Genomic DNA, 23,598 nt, shown 5'->3' with positions numbered 1-23,598 from the left:
AATTCACTTTGTCTATTGAATAATTACTCTTTGAGATTTTAACACTCTATTTTCTGAATAAATTTTCAAGATATATACGCCACTTGAAGCTTCTAATTTTATTTGTTTTGTATTAGAGGTCTTTAATTCTAAATTATGAACATCATATATTTTGGCTCCTTGTAAATTATAAATTTCTACAGAAGTATTGTAATCTTCTTCTGTTGTTTTTATATTGAAAACACCGTCATTTGATATTGTTGGATATACAACTAAAGAATTATTAGTTAGTTCATTATCATTTATAGATAAAGCTTCATCTGTTGTAAAAGTACTTGTAAACAAACCTCTACCATAAGTAGACGCTAATACTGTATTATCGGCTTCTCTTAATTCAAACGAAGTTACTTTTACACTTGACATTCCGTTTTGAGAATGTACCCACTCTGGGCTTTCATCCGTAAAATTATCTGTTTGCCAAACTCCATAATTTGTTCCTATAATTACTTCATCTTTATCCATAGGATTCATCATTATAGCTTTTACAGGAATGTCTGCAAAATTTCCCTCTTTTTCAGCCCAATTAGCTCCACCATCAGAAGTGTAATAAATATTATTTACACCATAATTATGAAATGTAACCAATATCTCGTCTTCATTCTCTCCAAATGCAATACTAGAAATTGCACCAGTATTTAAAACACCATCAACATCTAAATTTGTATAAGTAAGACTAGTACTACCAAAACTATCGTCATTAGCATTTTCTATCTTTACAATTGATCCTGTTTCCGTACCGACAAATAATGTAGTACTACCTGTAGTATATGGAGAAACTTTGATTGCAGTAGGCTCACTGTCTATAAAATTAGTATTAGCAAAACTACCTGCCCCTGCATCACCTGAAGTCAAATCTGTAAATCGTGAAACTCTATAAGTACCATCTGATGAACCATTCACATATAAAATATCTAAATTATCATCTAAATCTGCAACGTTTGCAAAAGAACCTCTAGAAGTATCGTCTCTAATTTCTATAGATCTACTATTGGCAGTTATTGGTAATAAATAAGATTCATAAACATTATACACAAAAGAAACTATTAAATATTCTTCATCTTTATCTATAAAAGTAGCAATTCCATCACCTGATAAAATTTTAAGAAATGAATTAGTACCACTTGTAACATTATCAGCATATAAACAACCATTGTCTTGTGCCCCACCTAATAACATTTCATTATCAGGATCCGGACCAATAGCTCCTGAATAAAATTGCGTTATATTGTAATTGTTATTTCTGGCAACTATTGCCGTTTTGCTTAATGAAGCACTTGACAAATTAGATGAATAGTAAACACCCCCATCATTGGCAAATATTCCTTTATTAGAGTTAGAAGGATCAAAAACAAGTGCATGTTGATCTGAATGTACAAATGATACATCTAAATCTGCTAAATCATTATTATTAGACCATTTAGAAATTTGATCCCAAGAAGTACCTCCATCATTAGATCTAAATAAATCTATTCCTCCTACATAAACAATATCATCATCCGTAGGATCTACCTCGATCATTAAATTAAAGAAAGCCTGACCTCTTGTAAAATCATCTGGATCAATACCAGTATCTACATCTGATGGTTCTGCAAGCACCGTAAAGTTTTCTCCGTCTGTGGTTTTAACAATTCTAACACCTGTAGAATTTCCTTCTTCTACCAAGGCATATACTACATTAGCATCAGTTTTAGATACAGAAAGTTCTACTCTATCTCCTGTAGATAAAGAATATTTCTGTGTAAAATTTTCTCCATCAGTTGTTCTATAGATTTCTCCACCACCTTTACTCCATCTATTTTTTTTTGTAGCGCACCACAAAGAATTATCTGCAGCCACCTCTACGTCACTGAAAACATAGGCTCTTCCATCAACTTCAAATTCTATTTTATTGATATCTCCATTAGTATCCATTTTATACCATCCAGCGGCAATATGACCAACGTAATCATAATCTAACCAACCATCTAATGCGAAAAAAACTTCGGTTGTACCATTATTATCCCATGCTACAATTTCATTAAAAAAGTAAGGGCGTCTAGCTTTATTTTGATTCAGATTGATTGACCATAATATAGACCAAGTATTCCCTCCATCTGTAGTATACCATGCTCCATTTCCTGTACCATCATTATGCGTATATGCTTCTCCAGTACCTACATACCAAGTATTAGAATCATTTGGATCTATAGCAAAACAAGTAATCGCTAAGTTTTCATCTATCCCTACTTGAGTCCAAGAAGAAGATGCATCACTAATATCATCGTTTACCCATAAACCTCCACTTACTCCTCCTGCAAACACTCTTGTTCCATTTACATCATTAGGATCATAAAAAATAACTCTAGTTCTACCTCCAATATTATTTGGTCCTCTTTCTACCCAAGCATTGTCGGAAGTTTCACCTGGAGCAATTGTAGATTTACTGAAAACATTAGAAGCTCTTTCTTCTTCTATTATTGCTTGAATATTTTCAGGATTTGTTTTTCCTGTAACAGGATTCATCTCTAATAAATATTGATCATCGAAATACCTATTTGGTGGAATCCCAGATTTCTTTCTCTCTGCTTTTGAAAGTTTTAATCTTTCTTGAATTGGATGATGATCTATCATCGCCCTAAATTCTTCTTTACTAACACCTTTATTTTCTTTTAAAAAGAGCGTTAATAAAACAACAAAAGCTGTTGAAATGATTAAAAAAGTATTAATCTTTTTCATGAAAGTATATTTTAATTTTTTGAGTTCATTATCTTAGAATAAAACACATATAATTCACTTAAGGAATTGTTACCTCAAATACCTTAGAACCATAATCTCTTACGGCAGTAATCTTTACTGTTTGTCCTGAATATTTTTTAAGGAACTTTTGTAAATGTGCAATATTTGAAATTTTATGCTTGTTTAATTTTTGAATTACCCAATCTTTTTTCAATCCAGCATCCAACCACATTTGCCCTTTTTTAGGATTTAATGACTCAATATAACAACCAAAATTATATCCACCTGTAGCATCTATTAAATCTGGATCATCTGCAATGTTAATTAACAAAGCTCCTTTTACTTCTTTCTGAAGTGCTTTTTTTGTTTTTGCAGTCTTTCCTTCAACAACAGTTTCTCCATTATATTTACCAGCTAATAGCGTTGCTAACCAACTTGGGTAGGTAACTTTTTTAACTTTTGTGAATTCAACCTCGTTTGTAAAACCAACTGGAACACCTTTAGAAGTAAATGTTCTAGCTCTCAACAAAATTGATTCATTAATTGTAAATGGCTCTGAATATTTTAACGAACTCATTGTTGGTTCTGATCCATCTATTGTATAATATACTTTGGCTTTTTTACCTGCATTATCATCTGCTTTTAAACATACAGTAGTTTCGTTTTCGAAATCACCTCCAAATGGTAAAATACGTGTCATTTTATGACCAAACTCATCCATAGGGAAATTTTTAAAACCTGTCTTTAATGCTGGAGAGTTTTCTTTTATTTGATAATTTCCATTAATAGGATCTACAAAATTAGGATTTGCTGAAACAGCGTTTAAATCATATCCTTCCTTATTCCAAGCTTCTATTTTCTGATTTGGTGACATCTCAAAATTATCAGGGAAATTTACATTCCAATACGTGTTATTGTCATAATTTTCACTCCATTTAACTTTTTTAGACAATCCTACACCACGAATAAAGTTTTTAGTAGATACATTTTTTCCAGGTAATGTACCAGCAATCACAAAAATATTTTTATAAATTTCATCTTCTGAATTTTCTGGCCATACGTGCCATCCAGAAGGAACTGCACTTACTGTAATATTATTATACACTTTACGCCCCATACCATCTCTTAACTTAATTGTAGAACCTAAGTTTAAGTTGTTATAGATTTCATAATAACTAGAACCATCATCTAAATCAATCGTCCAGTTTCCTGCACTAATAGATTTTCTGTAATTGGCTATTTTGTTATTTCGTAAAACTGTGTTGTCAATAGCATCCAATCTTGTTAATTCCTTTATAAAATGCTCATTCGTTCCTCTACCTCCTTTCCATTGTCTTTCTCGTCCCCAAGAATTAAAAGGTCCATGCTCTCCAGTTTCTCTAACCGTTTCCCAAATATCATTAAATTCTATAAGGTGTCCTCCCCAAGTACCATCGTTAATACATATTCCTGCACGCGGACAGTTATAAATGGTGTTATGAGACGCTGTAATTTTATGACTCATAGAAATGTAAACTCCTGCAACTTGCTTACCAACATCTCCAAAATCGTGCATAATACTATTTTCAACGGTACATTCTTTTGGATAATCAGGTGTTTTAGGTCCAGGCTCTAAATCCATGTTTTCACGCATGTGATTCCAGTTCTTCCCAAGAAGTAATCTGTCATCCCAAGTTTGGTAAAAACGAACTGCTTTAGGAGAACCAACAAAGCAAACAGCACTTTCTCCAGTATGTACAAATCTACAACCGCTTACTTTATTCTTACGATTGTAAGCACTCATAAAAACACCATTTCCACCTACATATTCAAAATTACAATCTTCAATTAACAGGTTTTCTGTACCTTCCATAAAAATGGTTCCACCTCTATGTATTGCCCAGTCTCCACGAGCAACTGGCTCATAAGAGTCCATAAATGTATAATTGGTTTGTGTAAAATTGAATCCTTTAAATTGAATGTTTTTTACAGGAGATTCCTTCGTTCCTTTTAATTGGATAATATCTGCTATAACGGGTACTTCAATTTTAACGTCACTTAATTTTACGTTTTGCATCGGGTAATAGTAAAGCGTGCTAGTTTTGGTATCTAAAAACCATTCACCAGGAACATCCAATTCCTCAAAAATATTTTCTACGAAATAATAAGAAGCATGACTTTTTTTCCCTCCAATACCATGTGTTCTCTGTAGTTGCCAACCACCTTCGTTCAGAAAAATTTTATTTTGTTCTCTATTAATTGATTTAAGTCTATACTGCATATTTCCCCAGTTATGACTTTGGAAACCGTGTACAATTCCTGTTTCTGGATGCTCCCATGTTTTATCAGAAAAAGTTTTAGGATCAAATGAAAACCATTTGTCATATCGTTTATCTGTACCACCTGTTACTTGAAGGTATCCTTTTCCGTCACGAAGTGGGTTTTCGTAATCATAATTAGGAAAACGCGCTCTTACCTGACGAACATCATCAACAAATAATTGATCCATAGACAATCCACTAGGAACTTGAGTTTTATAAATACCTCCTTTATGTTTTTTCCATTTTAAAGATTCTAATTGACGAGAACCTTTAATAATTACTTTTTCTCCTGGGATTGCAGAAAACACAACTGGTTTTTTTGTTGTTCCTGAGTACTCGTTACCTAATGTAAGCGTTTCATTAATATAATATTCACCAGCAAAAAACCATACGGTTACAGCTTCTTTACCAGCACATTTTTTAACTTCTTGTAAAGCTCTTTTAAAGCTTAAAAAAGGACTGTTTTTTTTCCCTGAGTTAACATCATTTCCTTTGGGCGAAACATAGATGTCTTTCGCAAAAGAGTTTACAATCACTAACAATGCGATAAGAACCGTTAATAGTTTTTTGTTTTTTATCATTTTATTTAATTTTTGTTTTAAATACTAGTGTTGATTTTTAAATCTTATTTATCAAACGAAACAACCACCTTATCTAAAATTGGTTTTGATTCATTTTCTGTTGTATCAATCATTTTAACCTCAAATTGAAAACCGTATCCTTTAGGTAAATCAGAAAAATTCAACTGTGCTGGTGTTTTTTCAATTTGCTTAGAGAAGCCTTTGATATAATCATATTGTTCTTTTACAACTTGCCAGTCACTCCACTCATTAACCAATCCATCATTTGTTGTATCAACACCCATTCTTACTTCTACAGTTTCAACCCAAGGGCCAGAACTTACATAATCATTTCTTGTTTGCGTAAGTAGGTAATACTTACCTTCTGCAAACATGATATCTGGATCAGGATGTCCTTGACCTATATTCCCACAAAATTCAAATTGTTTATTGATATTATCAGATGTAAACCAAGCCACACTCATATGTTTACCTCCTGTCTTACCTGCTGGATCATAATCTGCGAATAAATAATATTGACCACCAATAGAAATAGAAGCCCAATCTCCAAAAGAATTTTGTTCTCCTTCATGGATTTCGTATTTACCAAAAGAAACGACGTCTCCTTTTTTGATTCTTTGTCTCGGAATATCAACTGGTGACGCTTTTCCAGGATAGTTATCTGGATCTTCCTTAAACCAATGTGGATGTGCATATTCAGCAAATTTACCAGTTGGTTTTGTACGCTCATCTACAGGAGGGTTTAAAATTTTAAAATCATTAAAACCATCTTTACTAACAGCATGAATTGCTAAAGGAGAATCCCAAGCATGCGTAGAAGCATCAATAGGTGACCAATCTTCACCTATAATATGAAAATTACCATCGAAATCTCTAATGACTGCACAATCAGAACCATCTGAAGGATCCTTAAAAGCCATTCCCATTTTTTTACCAACAATACCATCTGTTAAGTTTTCATCGATAAGTAAATGTGGATCTTGATCGTTTGGAAAATCGTAATAAAAATAAAATTTTCCATCAATATATTCTGCAGAAGTTACCCAACGAGAAGACATGTCTGATATAGGTCCATAATGCACCCAGTTTTTCATATCGATACTATGCCAAGCATGGTAACCCTTTTTAGTTTTCTTTAATCCTGCTGGTGCATCAAATTGATTTTTAAGATGTGTTGTTTTTAATACAACATCATAACCTATTAAGGTTGTATCCTTACTCTTAAAATCTTTTGGGCGTTTATTCTTTTTTCTAGTATCATATTTACCAAACATCCAATAGTTTCCATCACCTAACTGTAATGCTACAGGGGCATCACCTAAATTGGCTGGTGCTGCAGTAGGAATTTGTTCCCAATTTAACCATTCTGCTGATTGAGAAAAAGTAATGGATTTTGCAGATTTCTTTTTCGTAAACTTTTTCATTGAGCTTTTGAAAACAGCCTCTTTCTCAGTAGGAATTACTTTTCCTTCGGTGATTTCTAAATTTGATTTCTCAGCAATATTTGCTTGCCAGTCTTCTTGTGACTCAATTGTCCAAGTGTTACCTTTTGAAGAATCAATGTTTTGGGCTTGTTGGACTCCACAAGCTGCGAAAAGTAAAGTTGTAAATGCTAGTAAAAAGGCATTACTTATTTGTATTCTATTCTTTGTTTTCATTAAATTATTTTTTAATTGTAAATACTGAATTTTGTATATTATTTATTTTGTAAAAGAAAAAGTAATTGGACTCTGATGTCTCCATACTTTTACGGTGTGTTTACCACCAGTTAAGCTTTTCATATTTTTAATAAAAGTTTGTTCTTCTTTTATTTTATCGGAATTTAATTCTATCACAACATCATCAACTTTAAATCCCATTTTAGCCAATTTACTATTCTTAGGAACAGAAACTAATAACACGCCATATTTCTGAAACATTCCGGTTGCAGAAAGTTCTGCTTCTGTATTTAATGTTTTAAATTTAGCTCCAAACAGTCCTTTCATTTTTTTCTTAACAAAAACATTAGACGCTACTTCTTTAGGTGAAAGAATTTTAGGTTTCATTGCCAAACACTTCAATTCATTTGAAGTAACACCGAAACCAGACATTGGGAAATTTTTAAATCCAAGTTTTAAAGCTTCTGATTTATTTGAGACTGTAAAATCGCCATTTTTAAGTTTAGATTCTTTAAAAAGAACATTACCATATAGACTTTCTGCATCATCTTGTGTTTGCTGTTGTGCTCCATAAGCAGGTACCACTTTTTTAGAATCTGGATTGTGAGCGAAATTGAAATTTCTAGTTCCTCCCCAAAGCGTTGGATTGCTAGAACGATATATTGGCGAACCCCAAAGAATGTTTCTTTCAAAAACATCTTGAGTTGGTTTAGGGTATGGTACATTACAAGTGTATCCTCTTCCAAGAATTACATTATTAGTTACAACACGATGATATCCTTCACGTGTTTTTATACCTCCAGATAGGCTTATATTATTGTAGATCTCATAATTGGTAGAACCGTCATCTAAATCAATATCCCAACCATGATCACATTGCATTCTATTATTTCGAATAATAGTTGTCTGATAAGCATCCCACAAAGGAGCATTTGGATACTTTTCTATATAATTACTAATCATTGGCTTTCCATTTTTATCTTTTAAATCTGGTCCTGATGGTCCTGCTCTAAACCAGTAACGATCTCTTCCCCATGAATTAAATGCGCCATGATCATGTGTTTCTAGTACAGTTTCAAAACAATCGTTCCATTCAATAATATGACCACCCCAAGTTCCATCACAAACGTTAATGGCAGCTCTTGGTGTATGACTGATTGTGTTGTGACGAAGTGTAATTCTTGACGACATAGATAGATTAATTCCTGATGCTTGTTTTTCAAAACGCCCACAAAGCATCATTAAATTATTTTCTACAATACAATCCGCTGGATAATCTTCTGATTTTGGACCAATTGTAGTATCTATTTCATCTAATGCTGGAGGAAGATGGTGAAAACTAAATGAAGGATCACGAACTGCTGAAAAAGCCCCTACAAAGTTAACATCCGTAGAACCGTTATTCTTAAAAAGGTTTTCTTTTATCTGTATGTTACGACTATAACTATCAACAAATACAGCATTTCCACCTAATTCTTTAAAAGAACAATGATCTATTAAAATATTTTCTGTTCCTCTCATGTGAATTGCTCCACCACGATATACACACCAATCACTTCTTAGTAAAGGTTCAATGGTTTCTCTTAAGGTTCTTTTAGTACCTGTAAAATGAATCCCTGTAACACGAACGTTTTTAACAGCTTTGGTTGTTTCGTAATTTTTAACAACGGTCTCTTTTTGTGCATTACCACTTTTGCGAATTACCATTTCTGCAACAGGTAATTTATGCGTTCCGTAAATTTCAATAAGGTGTTTAATTTGAAGGACGGCTTCAATTTTTGTGTCGTTAAGATTTACATGGGCTTCTGGCATATAATACAACCAACCATCCTTAGTATTATGGTACCATTCTCCTGGAACATCTAATTCTTCAAAAACGTTTTCTATCATTCGATACCCTTTGTGAGGTGGAGCAGAACGATTGTTTTGCCAACCACCTTCATAAACCAATTCTCCTTTAGCATCTTTACCAGTCACAAAATAATGCTGACTTCCCCATAACCCTCTATGCATACCATTTAAAATTGCTCCAGTAGGATCTTTCCATTCTGCCGCTTTTTTAGCATCCCAAGCATCTGGAGCTGCTCCTGAAAAAGGAACTGTTCCTGCTTTTTTTCCACGTACAGAAGGGTCACCATCAGTAGGTATAAAACCAGCATTAAAATTAGGATATCTTGCCATGTGTTGTCTTTTCTGATCTACAAAAAGTTGATCAATTGCATTTAAATCTCCCACATTGGTACGATAAATACCATCTTTAAATTCTTCCCATTTAGAAGTAATTAATTGTGCTCCTGTAATAACTACGTTTTCATTTTTAGCTGCAGCATAAACAACAGGATATTTTTCATTACCACTATCTGCTGTGGTAATTTGTAAAGGCGTTATTAATCTATAAACTCCCTCATGTATAATAATTTTACATGCTTCTTTTCCTAAAAGTCCACTAGCTCTTAATTTAGCTTGTGCTGCTTTTATGGTAAGTAAAGGTTTGGATTTTGTTCCATCATTAGAATCCGAGCCATTAGTTGCCACATGGATATCTATTGCATACACTGGCATAATGCACAGTGCTAATAATAAGACGATTAATTTCTTCATTAACTTATATATTAATTTTTATTTTTTTTCCTTTTTAAACAGTAAATTATTTAGCTTTATCTTCTGCATATATATTTACTTCTCTATCATTTTTTTGATTTTCTCCAGATGTACTTCTTCCTTTATCTACATAAGATTGAAGTAATTTTGTCAATTCTTTTACTTTTTCAGGATATTTATCATACAGATTCGTGGTTTCAGCAATATCGTCTGATAGATTGAATAACTGCAAACTAGGAGATCCTACTGGAGTTTTACCAGCTCTTGGAGTACTCCAACCACCAGACCCAGGACAAAGTGCTAGTTTCCAATCTCCTTTTCTGATAGAAAAAGAACCATTAATACTATGACTAATAATGTCTTCTCTATTTGTTTTCTTTGGATTTTTTAATGTTGATAAAAAAGAAATAGCATCTACACCTGATGCAGCATCTAATTTTACACCTGTAATATCAGAACAAGTAGCTATAAAATCAGTCATACATGTTAGTCTATCTGTTTGCGTTCCAGGTTCTATAACTTCTGGCCAACGAATGATAAAAGGAACGCGATGTCCACCTTCATAAATATCTGCTTTATTCCCTCTTAAATTTCCACTTGGTGAGTGTCCTTTCTTTTTTAAAGCAGGAATTTTTGCTGCAGGCGAACATCCATTATCTGTAGAAAATAAAACAATGGTGTTTTCAGCTAAATTATGTTTGTCAAGTGCTTTTAAAACTTCACCTACAACCCAATCTGTTTCCATTAAGAAATCTCCATAAGGTCCTAATTCAGACTTACCTCTCCATTTTTCACTAGGTACAATAGGTGTATGTGGTGAGGTTAATGGCAAGTATAAAAAGAAAGGTTCTTTTTCTTCAGCTCTCTCGTTTATATAATCAACAGATTTTTCTGCAAAAACTTGCAAACATTCACCCGATTTAAAACTTGGAGCAGAAGGCCCTTTTCTAGAACGTATTTTTGGATCATTCATAACAGAAGGAAGTTCTGTCACCTTTTCATTTTCAATATATACATATGGTGGCATATCTAAAGAAGCTCCTATTCCATAAAAGTAGTCAAAACCATTACTCGTAGGTGTTATAGCAGGTTTTGTATAATCGATATTCCATCCACCACCTATTTGCCATTTTTCTTTTTTGTAATTAGGTAACAATTCCCAACCAATACCTAAATGCCATTTCCCAACCATAGCTGTATGATAATCTGCTTGCTTTAACAAACTTGCTACAGTGGTTTCACCTTTTTTAAGCAACGGTTTCGTAGTTGGTTTATGGATTACACCTTTAGATAAACTTGTACGCCAATTATAACGTCCTGTTAAAAGTGAATATCGAGAAGGTGTACAAACAGAAGATGAGGTATGCGCATCTGTAAAACGAATACCTTCTGCAGCCAAACGATCTAAGTTTGGTGTTGCAGCTTTCCCTGTGGTATGAGAAACGTCACCTATTCCCATATCATCAGCATAAATAAAAATGATATTAGGACGACTTATATCTGCCTTTTTTTGCGCCCAAAAATTTTGACTCAAAATTAAAACAACAACAGCAATTATAGATTTGTACATTTTTAATAAGATTATATTGTTAAGGTAAAATTATTATTTATCATTAATATAAGCTTACTCTAATCTCTCTTTTTGTTGCTCTTATTGAATAGAGTTAAACATCCATACTTGATGACAAGAATTCTCATCATACACACTTATCACCTTATAGTAAGTTGTTTAGATTTCAGCTTTATCAACTAAATGTTAGCGAAATGTTGAATTACAGAAAGGAATTGAATGATTAGAGTAAAGCTTTTTTTAATATAAAAATTAACTTTGTCTTTTGTAAATAATAATTATCTATGTTTAACTTAAAAGTTTTATTTATTGGTATTTTAATTTTATTTTCAATTCCGTTTTCTTCTCAAGAAAAACAGGTTGATTTTAAAGTTGACTACAAATCATTTTTATCTAAACACGATATGCTTTGGGATTTAGTTCCAGACAAATGGCAAACTGCACCTTACACAGGTAATGGAAATATTGGTTTTTTATTTTATCAAGCACAAGAATCAGAAAAAAATGTAATCTCTCTTCACATAGGAAGACATGATTATTACGATCATAGAGAGGCAAAAACAAAGGCTGATGAAATGCTTTGGATAAAAAGAAGTAGATTGCCTCTTGGTCATTTTCAGTTAAAATCTAAAGGAAAAATAACGGGAGTTGATATGCGCTTGGATTTATGGAATGCTGAATTAACAGGTTCTGTAACTACTTCTAAAGGAACTTATAAAATTAAGGGTTTTACGCACAGCACAAAAGATGTTATCTTTTTTGAAACAGACACAACTGATGAAAATGTAGAAATTACTTGGCATGCAGAAGATCCTATTCCTCCTGTTTATGAAGTTTTAAAAAGTGGCGGTGGTCCAAAAGGTGGCACTTGGGATAAAATGAGAGCGGTAACTTTAGAGATGGCTCCAAAACCAACATTTAGCGAGAAAAACGGCTATAATTTTTGTTATCAACCTTTGTTTGATCATAGAGGAGAAACTACTACAGCTTGGAAAATTTCAGGAAATCCTTCTGGGAAACAACAATTAATAACGAGCGTTCATCATAGCTATCCAAAAAGAAATTCGCTAGAAATAGTTACTGAAAATTTAGAAATCGGAGAAAAACTAATCAAAGAAAATAGCTTTATTTCATCACATAAACAATGGTGGCATGAGTATTATCCGTTGAGTTTTTTAACCTTAAATGATGCAGAAAAAGAATCTTTCTATTGGATACAAATGTATAAACTAGGTTCCGCTTCTAGAGGAAATGGACCTATTTTAGATCTGATGGGACCTTGGTACAATAGAACTTTTTGGCCAATGGTTTGGGGAGATTTAAATGTGCAACTAATTTATTGGACACATTTAACTGCAAATAGAATGTTTATTGGTGAATCTTTACCAAATAATATTGATAAATACACTGCCAATTTAGAAGGAAACACACCAAAACATTGGAAAAATAGTGCTGCAGTTGCTGCCTTAATGCCTCAAGATTTAATCGCTTTTAATGGTGGGAAAGTGCCAGATATGTTAGCTTGGATATTAAATGATTATTGGTTGCATTGTGAATTTGCTGGAGATGATATTCGCATGCGAGATAAATTATTTCCTATTTTAAAAAAGACAGTGAATAGTTATTTAAATTACATTAAAGAGAATCCTGTAGATGCTAAAGATGGAAAAATTCATATAAAATATAGCTGGTCTCCAGAATACAAACCAGGTCGTGGTCAAGATATTAATTTTACGCTGGCATTAATTCGTTGGAGTTGTCAAACTTTAATAGACATTGATAAGCAACACAATTTAAATGATCCTTTGGTAAAAGAATGGGAAAATTTACTAACTAATTTGGTTGATTTTCAAATTGATGAAAACGGATTGATGATAGGAAAAGATAGACCTTTCGAAAATCCACATAGACATTATTCGCACTTACTGGCTTTTTATCCATTAATGGTTATTACTCCAGAAAAAGAAGCTGATAAAAAACTATTACGCACTTCATTAGACCATTGGTTAGATGTTACTTTTAATAGTGGTAAAAAAATTAAAGCAATGCCTGTAACAGGTTATACAGCTACTGGAGCTTCATCTATGTACGCTAATTTAGGAGACGCAGAAAAGGCTTATTATTATCTTGATTTTTTAATCAAACATAAAAATATTTCATCAACAACAATGTATTCCGAAGGTAAAATCAATCCGGTAATTGAAAGTCCTTTATCATTTGCTACAAGTTTACATGATATGATGCTGCAAAGTTGGGGAGGTAAAATAAATGTATTTCCTGCAAGTCCAAAAAACTGGAAAGATGTTTCGTTTCACAACTTAAGAACACAAGGAGCCTTTTTAGTGAGCGCAAAAAAAGTAGATGGAACAACAGAATTTGTATCCGTAAAAAGTTTGAAAGGAAACGAATGTAACATCCAGGTTGATTTTAAAAATCCAAAATTTTATATCAACGGAAAATGTGTTTCAATAAAACAAAATGCAAATGGTTCTTATCCTATAAATTTAAAGAAAAATGAATCGGTAATAATTACTGCTAAAACTTTAAACAAAACCGATTTAAGTATTAAAGAGTTACCAAAATCTAAAAAAGAACAGAATCTTTTTGGATATGGAAGTAAAACAAAAAGATTACCTGGTCATAAATATTATAATTCTTATTAAACCTAGTTATGAAAGCATTTTTATATCATCTATTTATTATTTCTTCTTTTTTATCATGCACTGCAGTTACACAAACTGTGCAAGCGCAAGAGAAGAAACCGAATGTTATTTTTATCTTTTCTGATGATCAAAGATTCAATTCTTTAAGTATGACAGGAGATCCGATTATTCAAACTCCAAATATTGATGGATTGGCTAAAGAAGGTGTGTTTTTTAACAACGCTTATATAACAAGTCCTATTTGTGGACCAAGTAGAGCAAATATTTTTACAGCACAATGGGAACGAAGAAATAAAATTGGCTTTACTAATGTTTCTAAAAATCTTATTTCTGAAACTACCTATAAAAATAGCTGGCTAGCGCAATTAAAAAAAGCAGGATATTCAACGGCTTTTATAGGGAAACATCATACAAAAATTGGAGATAGGAGTAATACACCTTTAAGAAAAGATGTTGACTTCTGTTATTATGGTAATGGTCATTTAGGATTTTATCCTGCAAAAAAACACAAAGTATTTAGAAACTTAAAAAACGAAACACAAGTTGAAGGAATGTTAGAAGCAACTAAAGCTTTTTTAACACAAGGAGATGCTTATGATTATTTTTATAAAAATGCGGATGCATCAATTAAAAATCAAATTAAAAAAAGAGATCCTAAGAAACCTTTTTCTGCTTGGATTAACTTAAACCTTCCACATGCATCTAGTATTGGTGGAATGGGTACAAGAACATCTGATCCTGAATATTACAAAACAGGTTATGATGATGTAAAACATAAAATTGAATTGCCAGAAGGATATCCACAGAAAATCAGTTTACCTGAAGATGTATATGCTACTAAAGATTTAATGAAATATTACGTTACTGCAAAAAAAGGTAAATTATTAAATGAGAAACTAAAAATGACCAGAGCAATTCATGCTATTGATGTAATGGTAGGTAATTTGCGTTCATTTTTAAAGGAAATTGGCGAAGATGAAAACACAATTATTGTATTTACTTCAGACAATGGTTTATTTTTAGGAGAACATGGTTTAGGTGGAAAAACTATTTTATACGATGAATCTGTACATGTACCTATGATTGTGTATTCACCTTTTTTTACTGATAAAACAAAAGGAAAGGTAGTAGATAATTTAGTTGTTGGTCAAGATATTCCTGCTACTCTTTTAGAAATGTGTGGTGTAACTATTCCTAAATCTTATCAAGGAGAAAATGTACTTCCTTTAATTGAAAAAAATAATGTAAAATGGAGAGATGAAATCTTTTTAGAAAACTTATTTACAGATCAAGGATATCCACGTCAAGAAGGAGTAAGATCTAAACAATACAAATACATTCGTTCTTTTAGTAAATTAAATGACCGAAATAAATATGTTCCTAATCAATCTTCAAAAAATAATGAACAACCTATTTACGAGGAATTATTCGATATTATTAAAGACCCAAAAGAACAGAATAATTTAGCAGGAGATAAAAAATATATCAAAATATTAAACGAATACAGACAAAAATGTAAAACCTTAGTGTCTGAACTAAATTAGTTTTATAATTAAGTAATTAGCATCATGAAAAAAGTATTTCTATTAGTAATGGCTTGTTTAGTTACATCAAGCAGTTTTGCACAAGAAAGACCAAAAAAACCAAATGTAGTATTAATTTTAACCGATGATTTAGGTTGGCAAGATGTAAAGTGTTACGATATTGACGAACCTTCTCCATTCGAAACACCAAATATTGATAAATTAGCTACAGAAGGCGTTCTTTTTTGGCAAGCTTATTCTGCTGCAACTGTTTGTTCTCCTTCTAGAGGAGCTATTTTATCAGGTAAACATCCTGTTCGTCTAGAAAGAACTAGCGTTAGAGGAGGTCATCCACCATTGCCTTTTAATTATGGATCTTTATTAATAAGTCCTTGGATGAGAGGTGCTTTAGACACATCAGAAGTTACCATTGCAGAGTCTCTTAAAACCAATGGTTACAAAACAGGTCATTCTGGTAAATGGCATGTAGGTATTGCAGTAACAGACTATCCTGAACCGAAAGATCAAGGTTTTGATTTCTCAAAGCATGGTTTTGGATCTCATAAAAGAATGAAAGACCGCACAAAAGGGTTCTCAACTGCCTACAAATCTGATCCATTTTATTTAGATGAAGAAGGTTTTCCTTTTGATGATATTACTCAAGATGGTATTGATTTTATGGATGGAAACAAAAAGGACCCATTTTTTCTTTTTTATGCTTCTCGTTTAGTGCATACACCAATTCATACAAGAAGTGAAGCTTTATTAAAAAAATACTACCAGAAATTAGGAATAGATTATCCTAAAGAAAAGGATCTTTGGGAAGAAAAAGGGCAAAGAAATGCCTATTATGCTGCAATGGTAGAAACGATTGACCATTATACAGGTTTATTGATTAAGTACCTTGAGCAAACAGAAGATCCTAGATGGCCTGGACATATGTTAATTGAAAACACCTATGTGGTTTTTACTTCTGATAATGGTGGTATGGAGCAACATACTGGTGAAATTATTACAGACAACTATCCATTAGATAAAGGGAAAATCAATGCTAAAGAAGGAGGTACTAGAGTTCCATTTATAATAACAGGACCTACAATCTCTTCAAACATTCAGTCTAATGTTATGGTAAATGGTCTTGATATTTATCCTACAATACTTAGTTGGACAGGTGTCAAAAAACAAAAAAATAAAATCTTAGATGGTGCTGATTTGTCTGTTTTACTAGACAAAGACCCTACAGATTCAAAATTAGTAATAGATACTGAGACTGGAGAACCAAGAAACACAATGATGTGGCATTTCCCTAACAGCTCTATGCAATCCACCTTACGTATTGATGGATACAAACTTGTTCGTCAATATGTTGATACTGATGAAAAAGCAAAATTAGAGTTATATCATTTATACGAAGATGGTTCAAAACGTGTAGATATTGAAGAAGCTAAAAATATTGCTTCTGCAATGCCTAAAAAAGCAAAAGAAATGGATCGCCTTTTAGATAAAAGATTGGAGAAATTAAATGCTAGATACCCATTTTTAAACCCAACTAGTAAAAAATCATTACCTAACAAAGCTAAAATACCTACTGTTGTTAAAAATGGTGTGGATGGAAAAGAAGTTTGGTTAGAATACAAAAACAATGGTGCAAAAGTTGTAAAAGCAGAGTTAATATATACTAAAAATGGAGGTGTAAAAGGTGAAATTTGGTTTCCTATTACCATGAAGCTTATTGGTAATAAAGTTTGCGTAAAATTACCTAAAGGAACCACACATTATGTCTTTAATTTGGTTGACGAAAACAATTTTTTAATTAGTTATCCAGATGCCGGTTACCAAAAAACTACAAAAATATTTGCAACGAAAGCAATACAAGTTAAATAATAAATTTCAATCAAAGAAAAAGGGATATTTTACAATGTACCAAACATTGAAAACTATGTTTCTAATTTAAGTAATGAACCAACCTTATCACTAACATCATGATCAAAAAAATTACGTTTTTAATAGTATTCCTTTTTTCTGTACAAGTTTCTAACGCACAATTTTTGTGGTTAGAAGATGAAACAAATACGCGTAAAATTGAGTTTACAGCCGAAGAAGATATACCTACAAATTTAACAGGAAACATTCCAAACCCTAATACATCAGGAATTAACACACACACTATTGTCTCTAAATATAATAGACCTGAAGGGACTAGTGATTTTTTATCTTTTAACTTATTCAATTATGTAACAGATTTAGCCGATTATACAGTTACTCTCAAAGCATATATTGACATACCTACTGATGAGCTTACTTCAAACAACTCAAAACTTAGAATATTTTTTCAAAGTTCAGATGAAGGAGGACGTGTTTTTGAACAATTGAATTTCACAGTTGGGCAACAATGGGAAACTTTTACATTTCATTTTCAAGATGTTGCTATTCCACAAAATGTATTAGATGTTGGAGGATATGATCTTATGGTTATTGGTTTAGCTAATGGTAGTATAGAAGAACCAGCTACAACTTACTATTTTGATGAAATATATGGAGCAACAGATCAAACTGCAACAACAGTAGATCATCCAGCGGCTTGGTTAGCAGGTTCATGGGGAGCTACATTTCCTGTTTTTGGTGGTGAAAGATTAGACGCAGAAATAGCTACAGGCCATGACCCTTTGGGAGGTGTACAAGAATTAGTTACCGAACTTCCAGCTGTAGGACATGTAATTACAAACCTTAGTTATTTTGCACATTCACACTATTTTACTATCAGAGATAACACAAATGTAGATGTAGCTACTGAAATACATGAAAGCTTAATTCCTAGTGCTGAGAATCAAGAATTAATGCTTGAAGTTTTACAAACCCTAAAAGATTCTGGAAAGAAGATTATTTTGTACATATCTACAAATTATTTAGACAGATCAAGTGATGAAACACAAGCTGCATGGACAGCATATTACACAGCTAATTTTGATGGAGATGAATATTTAGCTTACAAAGATTTAGTGCAAGGTTTTATTCCGGCCGTAGCAGAATATGCTGATGGTTATTGGTTTGACACAACCTCAACACTTCGTGACGATGGATATCTAGAAGATTTTGTGCAAATGTTTAAAGATGCTGATCCCGGAGCTGCTATGTCTGTTTCTGAGTTTGGGCATTTACATTATATAGACGGAGAGGCAGTTATGGTTGATTCTGATGGAGTTGATGATGAAGACGATAGAGACTATAATGTATCAAACTTTAGAGGAAATAACTCTTATTCAGATTTTACAAGAGGACATGTATCTGCACTAGGTGGCGGCGCTCCTCCAAATTCATGGGGATATGAAGAATTTACATTACCGGCTATGGTTGGCAATCCATGGTCTATTTATGAAAAAAAACAAGTATTAAAACATGCATGGTTTCCTATTAGAGACAAATGGCATGTTTCTAGTGCAAATTTAATATTCGGGATAGAAGATGCATACAGGTTTTCTAAAATTCTTATCAATGCTAAAGCTGGTGTTACATTTGCTAATACGATATCTAATAATAATGGTGTTGATGCTGGACATATGATGGCTGACGAAATGGTGATAATGAAAACAATTAATGACAGACTATTATCTAATCCTATTCCAGATTATGATCCCTATGTAAGACCTGAAGGCGCTTTTCTAGTAGGAGAAATTGATGATATTCTTTTATCAACTGATGATTTTATAGATCCAATATACAATCCATTTCAAATTAACTTATACCCTAATCCTGTTGTTGATGAATTAACAATTACTAGGACAACTACTGAAGTAAACTACATTACAGTTTATAATATACTAGGAACTAAAGTGATAACAAAAGAATGGAACAATGGAACCTCAACTAAAAAACTAGATGTTTCTAACTTAAAATCAGGATTTTATTTTGTAAAGCTTATAAACAGTAATAATCAAAGTATTACAAGAAAAATAATTATATCAAAATAGAATAATTTAAAACTAACAAACATTAAGGACTATAAAATCATTTAAAACAAAACTATTGCTGTGAAATAATTAATTATAGTTAACGCTAAAAAGCATCATAGAGTTTTACTTTATGGTGTTTTTTTGGTCTTAAAATGTCCGTTTTTAATTATTGAACTCCTTATTTTGTGTTTTCTTAAATTAGTTTAACAATTTATGATAACAAGAAAGAGTGAGCTTCTCTCCCTAAAATTAAAAGTAAGTTTTAATTATAATTATTAATAAAGTTATACAGTCATGCATCAATTTATAAAACAAAAAAAACGGACAAAGCCCGTTTTTTTTGTTTTATAGATTATACTATAAATAATTATCTAGTTATTCTTCAAAGCGTATTTAGAATATTGCTTTTTATAAGTTCTAAGAGATTTTTTAGTAGGCATTTCTGGGTAACTTACTAAAAAATTATGCTCATCGATTAAATTAATTAAATAGTGAGTTGTTCCTTTTGGTAAAACAGCCGTTATCGTAAAATCTTCTTCTATTTTTGCATCTGCCTTAAACCACTCTTCATATTTATGTCCGCCATTTGTAGTATAAATAAGATTAGCTTTCACCACTTTTGCTCCATTTTCTTTGTACTTAAATGTAACCTTACCTTTCTTTTTAGATTCAGAAATCACTGTTGGAACAGTTTCTTTATGCTCCATCTTTTTTAAGTAAAAAGGATTGTAAGATGGGTAACTCGCTTTCATCTCTGTTAAGATCGATGTAAGCTTATCATTCATCTCTTTTGTTCTTTTAACATCTACTTTTGCTAAGTTGTTTGCTTCTTCGATATCAACACGTTGAGCAGTTCCGTTAGAGGTATCATACAATCTGTAAAGTTCAAATTCTGGAGTTTTAGGATTGTTTTTATAATCATAATTCCTAATAATTTTATAATCTCCTACACGTAATGTACTTTGATATGATGAATGTGGAAAGTGCCACATCATTGTATTTCTCTCATTTCCTTCTTTGTTTAAAACTAATTTAGAATCTGTAGGATCTTTAAGTAATAAAGTTGATAAATCATCTCCATCTAAATGTTTGTTTTTTGGTTTCTCAACATTTAATAATGATAGAATTGTAGGGTAAAAATCAAGTCCGTTTACAACAACATCAGATTGTATTCTTTTTTTAATTCCAGGTCCAGCAATAATTAAAGGAACTCTTGTACCACCTTCTTTAGCGTTTATTTTTCCTTTATCTAAAGGATAATTATCCGTAAAAACTTCACCAGGGTGACCTTCCATTCCTCCGTTATCAGAAGTAAAAATAATATAAGTATTTTCACTTAATTTATGACCAGGCCAACGAGGATCATCTGTAGTTTCTAAATAATTAAAAACTTGTCCTACATAATAATCTAACATTTCTACCATTGCTGCATAATATGGATTATTTTGTCCTTTTACATCCCAATGACTTGGGTCTGTAGGGTATTTTAAACCTAATTTTTTACAGTATTTTTCTAATAGTGCTTTACTTCTAGTATGTATTGGTGCATGTACTAAAAAAGTAGCGTAATACAAGAAAAAAGGATCTTCTTTGTTCTCTTTTAAGAACTTTAACGCATTTTCGTTATTTTGATGAAAAGGAAACCCTTTTTCATCTAAACGATAAGGATCTGATGCTTTATTAGTTGCAAAATCTGTAAGTCTATGTGGTTTTTGAGGACTTGTAACTCCGCGATCATGCGTAGTAACATCAAAACCTTGGTCTTCTGGTTGGGGATAAGCAAAGTGGTTTATAGCCATATGCCATTTTCCTGCATGCCCTGTTGTATATCCTTTTTGTTGTAAGACTCTCGCTAATGTCATTTCGTTTTCTGGCATACGTCCACTATACCAAGGCTCTATAATTCTTTGTGAACTTTTACCAGCATAAACTGTAGGAGGTCCACCACCTACAACATGTGTTTTTTGTGCTCTAGCAGGATGATTTCCACTCATTATTGCACATCTACTTGGTGCACAAGTGGGAGCAGGAGAATACGCTTGCCAAAACTGAACACCTTCTTTAGCAAAAGCATCAATATTTGGTGTTTCGTAAGGAGATGGATTATCTATATCATAAACTTTTAGATCTTGCCAACCTAAATCATCTGTAAGTAAGAGCACCACATTAGGTTCTGGTCTATCTATATTTTGCTTTTTATTATTGTGCACTTTTTGTGTATTACAACTATATAGTAATGCAGTTATTAAAAGTAATGGGAGGAAGTTTTTGTATTGTGTATTCATTAAATTAATAATTTAATTCTTGTATGAGAATAATACTTATAAATAAAGTAAAAAAGTTATTTGTCTTTCATAAAAAAAGGCAGTAATATAAAATTACTACCTTTTTTTTAAAATTTTATAGAATATTGATTTAAAAAATAAATCATATCTCAAGAGTGTTTTAATACTTTTGAGATATTTTAATATAAATAATTTACTCTTTTACAATTTTTAAAGTTTTTAAACCTTTTAGAGTCTTAATATCTACAATGTAAATTCCTTTTGCTAAGTTACTAACATCATAATTAGCGTTCGCTTCAAATGTTTTTACTAAACGTCCATTAATATTATATAATTTTACATTTTCAATATCTAAACTAGAATCTATTTGAAAACTGTTTGTTACAGGGTTAGGATACGCAACAATAGAAGCGTTACTTAATTCTAATCTATCTACAGATAATACATCTGCAGCTGGTCCTTGAAAAGCATCAAAATAATATACATTCCCTGTAGCAAGAAGATCACCATCTGGTTGATCAATTAATAAATTTGCAGTAGTATAAGATACACCTTCTGTAAGGTTTGCTTCTGTAAAATCAAAAGTATATTCTTGCCAAGCATCAAAAACAGTAACATCAATTGTTACGTTTTTTTGCCCTGCTGTTTCAATTCCATCTCGCAAATACAATCTTAATCTTCTACCAGAAGTTCCATCTACATTTGTTGACGGTGCATAGGCTCTTATTTTAAAAATAGCAGATGATTGATAGTCTGTATTAATTACACCTGGTAATTGAAACCTTAATTGGGAGTGTGCATCTTCTTCTTTTGTAAACTTAGCAACTAATGCACTGCTGTTTCCAGTAGTTGTTGGTGTAGCTACTGCATCTCCTTGTTCTAAAAACACACCACCTTGTACTTCATTAACTGTTACGCCAAATGTATCTGGGCTATAATTATGATACCAAGCATTTCCAGTATCTAAAACTGCTTCATCATCTAAAACGTCTACTTCCTCTTCTAATTCGCTTAAAGCTACTGAACTTGTAATTGTATCAAAATGAAAGTCAATATCGTTATCTAAATTTGTAAATCTTGCAGCTTGACCAATGATTCTAATAGAACCTTCAGTTACGTTTTCTGTATATGTTTTTCCACTAAAATCATAGGTTAAAGTGTACCAACCATCTACATCTGTACCTGCTAAATCTGTAAGTTTTAATTGTACTGTTTGGCCTCCTAAATAAAATCTAAAACGAGTATTACTATCAAAATTAGAATAATTAGTTAAATCTGGCAGATATAAACGTACGGTTACAACCAAACTAGCAAAATCAGTAGGTGTAAGTCCATAACCGTCAGGAAAACTAAAAACAATTTCCTTGTTTTGTAAACTTGAATCTGCTGCAATTTTCCATAATAATACATTTGTAGCTTCTGTATCGGAGGCGTCAGGATTGGCAACTGTTGAAACGGAACATCCATCACAAGTAGTTGAAAATGTTAAATCTGTAATTCCATTATCAACGTCATACCAAGTTTGTGCAACCGAAGTTATTGATGCTAATAAAAATAAAAGGCTAGTAAGTAATTGTTTTTTCATAATTTAAAATTTATTCAATTATTAATTGAATGTAAAAGTAGTAAAATTCAACGATTAAAAGTTGCTTAAATCAATCATTTACTTGCTCAGTATAACATACATGTGACTGATACAGAGTATTTTAGGTG

General features: G+C 32.0%; 11 protein-coding genes. 4 read left to right on the top strand and 7 right to left on the bottom strand.

Going from position 1 to position 23,598, the window contains the following annotated elements:
• Positions 1 to 12 precede the first annotated feature (12 nt).
• From PHEL85_RS09860 to PHEL85_RS09840, 5 genes are read right to left on the bottom strand one after another with little or no spacing between them, the layout of a single operon-like run.
• Positions 13 to 2,754: a T9SS type A sorting domain-containing protein gene (locus tag PHEL85_RS09860; RefSeq protein ID WP_036824576.1), complete on the bottom strand. Its 2,742-nt coding sequence runs from the start codon at positions 2,752 to 2,754 to the stop codon at positions 13 to 15.
• Between the two features lie 58 nt (positions 2,755 to 2,812).
• A complete protein-coding gene (locus PHEL85_RS09855; protein WP_036824575.1) occupies positions 2,813 to 5,635 on the bottom strand; it encodes a chitobiase/beta-hexosaminidase C-terminal domain-containing protein in 2,823 nt (940 codons plus the stop codon).
• A 44-nt stretch (positions 5,636 to 5,679) separates the two neighbouring features.
• Complete coding sequence (locus tag PHEL85_RS09850) at positions 5,680 to 7,293, bottom strand: hypothetical protein (RefSeq protein WP_036824572.1); 1,614 nt, start codon at positions 7,291 to 7,293, stop codon at positions 5,680 to 5,682.
• Between the two features lie 42 nt (positions 7,294 to 7,335).
• A complete protein-coding gene (locus PHEL85_RS09845) occupies positions 7,336 to 9,894 on the bottom strand; it encodes a right-handed parallel beta-helix repeat-containing protein (protein ID WP_156109171.1) in 2,559 nt (852 codons plus the stop codon).
• 46 nt (positions 9,895 to 9,940) lie between these two features.
• Positions 9,941 to 11,464, bottom strand: coding sequence for a sulfatase family protein (locus PHEL85_RS09840; RefSeq protein ID WP_036824570.1), 1,524 nt, complete (start codon positions 11,462 to 11,464; stop codon positions 9,941 to 9,943).
• 284 nt (positions 11,465 to 11,748) lie between these two features.
• On the opposite strand from PHEL85_RS09840, the gene PHEL85_RS09835 reads away from it, so the two are divergent.
• From PHEL85_RS09835 to PHEL85_RS09820, 4 genes are all read left to right on the top strand, one after another.
• Positions 11,749 to 14,127 (top strand): glycosyl hydrolase family 95 catalytic domain-containing protein, encoded by a 2,379-nt coding sequence (locus tag PHEL85_RS09835; RefSeq protein WP_052108524.1) that lies wholly within the window; start codon positions 11,749 to 11,751, stop codon positions 14,125 to 14,127.
• A gap of 8 nt (positions 14,128 to 14,135) precedes the next feature.
• Positions 14,136 to 15,671, top strand: a complete 1,536-nt coding sequence (locus PHEL85_RS09830) for a sulfatase-like hydrolase/transferase (protein ID WP_081965114.1) — start codon at positions 14,136 to 14,138, stop codon at positions 15,669 to 15,671.
• Positions 15,672 to 15,695: 24 nt separating this feature from the next.
• Positions 15,696 to 17,534, top strand: a complete 1,839-nt coding sequence (locus tag PHEL85_RS09825; protein ID WP_052108523.1) for a sulfatase — start codon at positions 15,696 to 15,698, stop codon at positions 17,532 to 17,534.
• A 98-nt stretch (positions 17,535 to 17,632) separates the two neighbouring features.
• Positions 17,633 to 19,618, top strand: a complete 1,986-nt coding sequence (locus PHEL85_RS09820; protein ID WP_036824567.1) for a T9SS type A sorting domain-containing protein — start codon at positions 17,633 to 17,635, stop codon at positions 19,616 to 19,618.
• A 353-nt stretch (positions 19,619 to 19,971) separates the two neighbouring features.
• Here the strand turns inward: PHEL85_RS09820 and PHEL85_RS09815 are convergent, their stop codons facing one another.
• Positions 19,972 to 21,885, bottom strand: coding sequence for a sulfatase (locus tag PHEL85_RS09815; protein WP_081965113.1), 1,914 nt, complete (start codon positions 21,883 to 21,885; stop codon positions 19,972 to 19,974).
• Between the two features lie 193 nt (positions 21,886 to 22,078).
• Positions 22,079 to 23,470, bottom strand: coding sequence for a T9SS type A sorting domain-containing protein (locus tag PHEL85_RS09810; protein ID WP_036824565.1), 1,392 nt, complete (start codon positions 23,468 to 23,470; stop codon positions 22,079 to 22,081).
• Between the last annotated feature and the right edge of the window lie 128 nt (positions 23,471 to 23,598).

This window comes from Polaribacter sp. Hel1_85 (assembly GCF_000766795.1).
Lineage (GTDB): Bacteria > Bacteroidota > Bacteroidia > Flavobacteriales > Flavobacteriaceae > Polaribacter.
The sequence above is the reverse complement of the archived record's forward strand: the minus strand, read 5'-3'. Positions and strand labels throughout refer to the sequence as shown.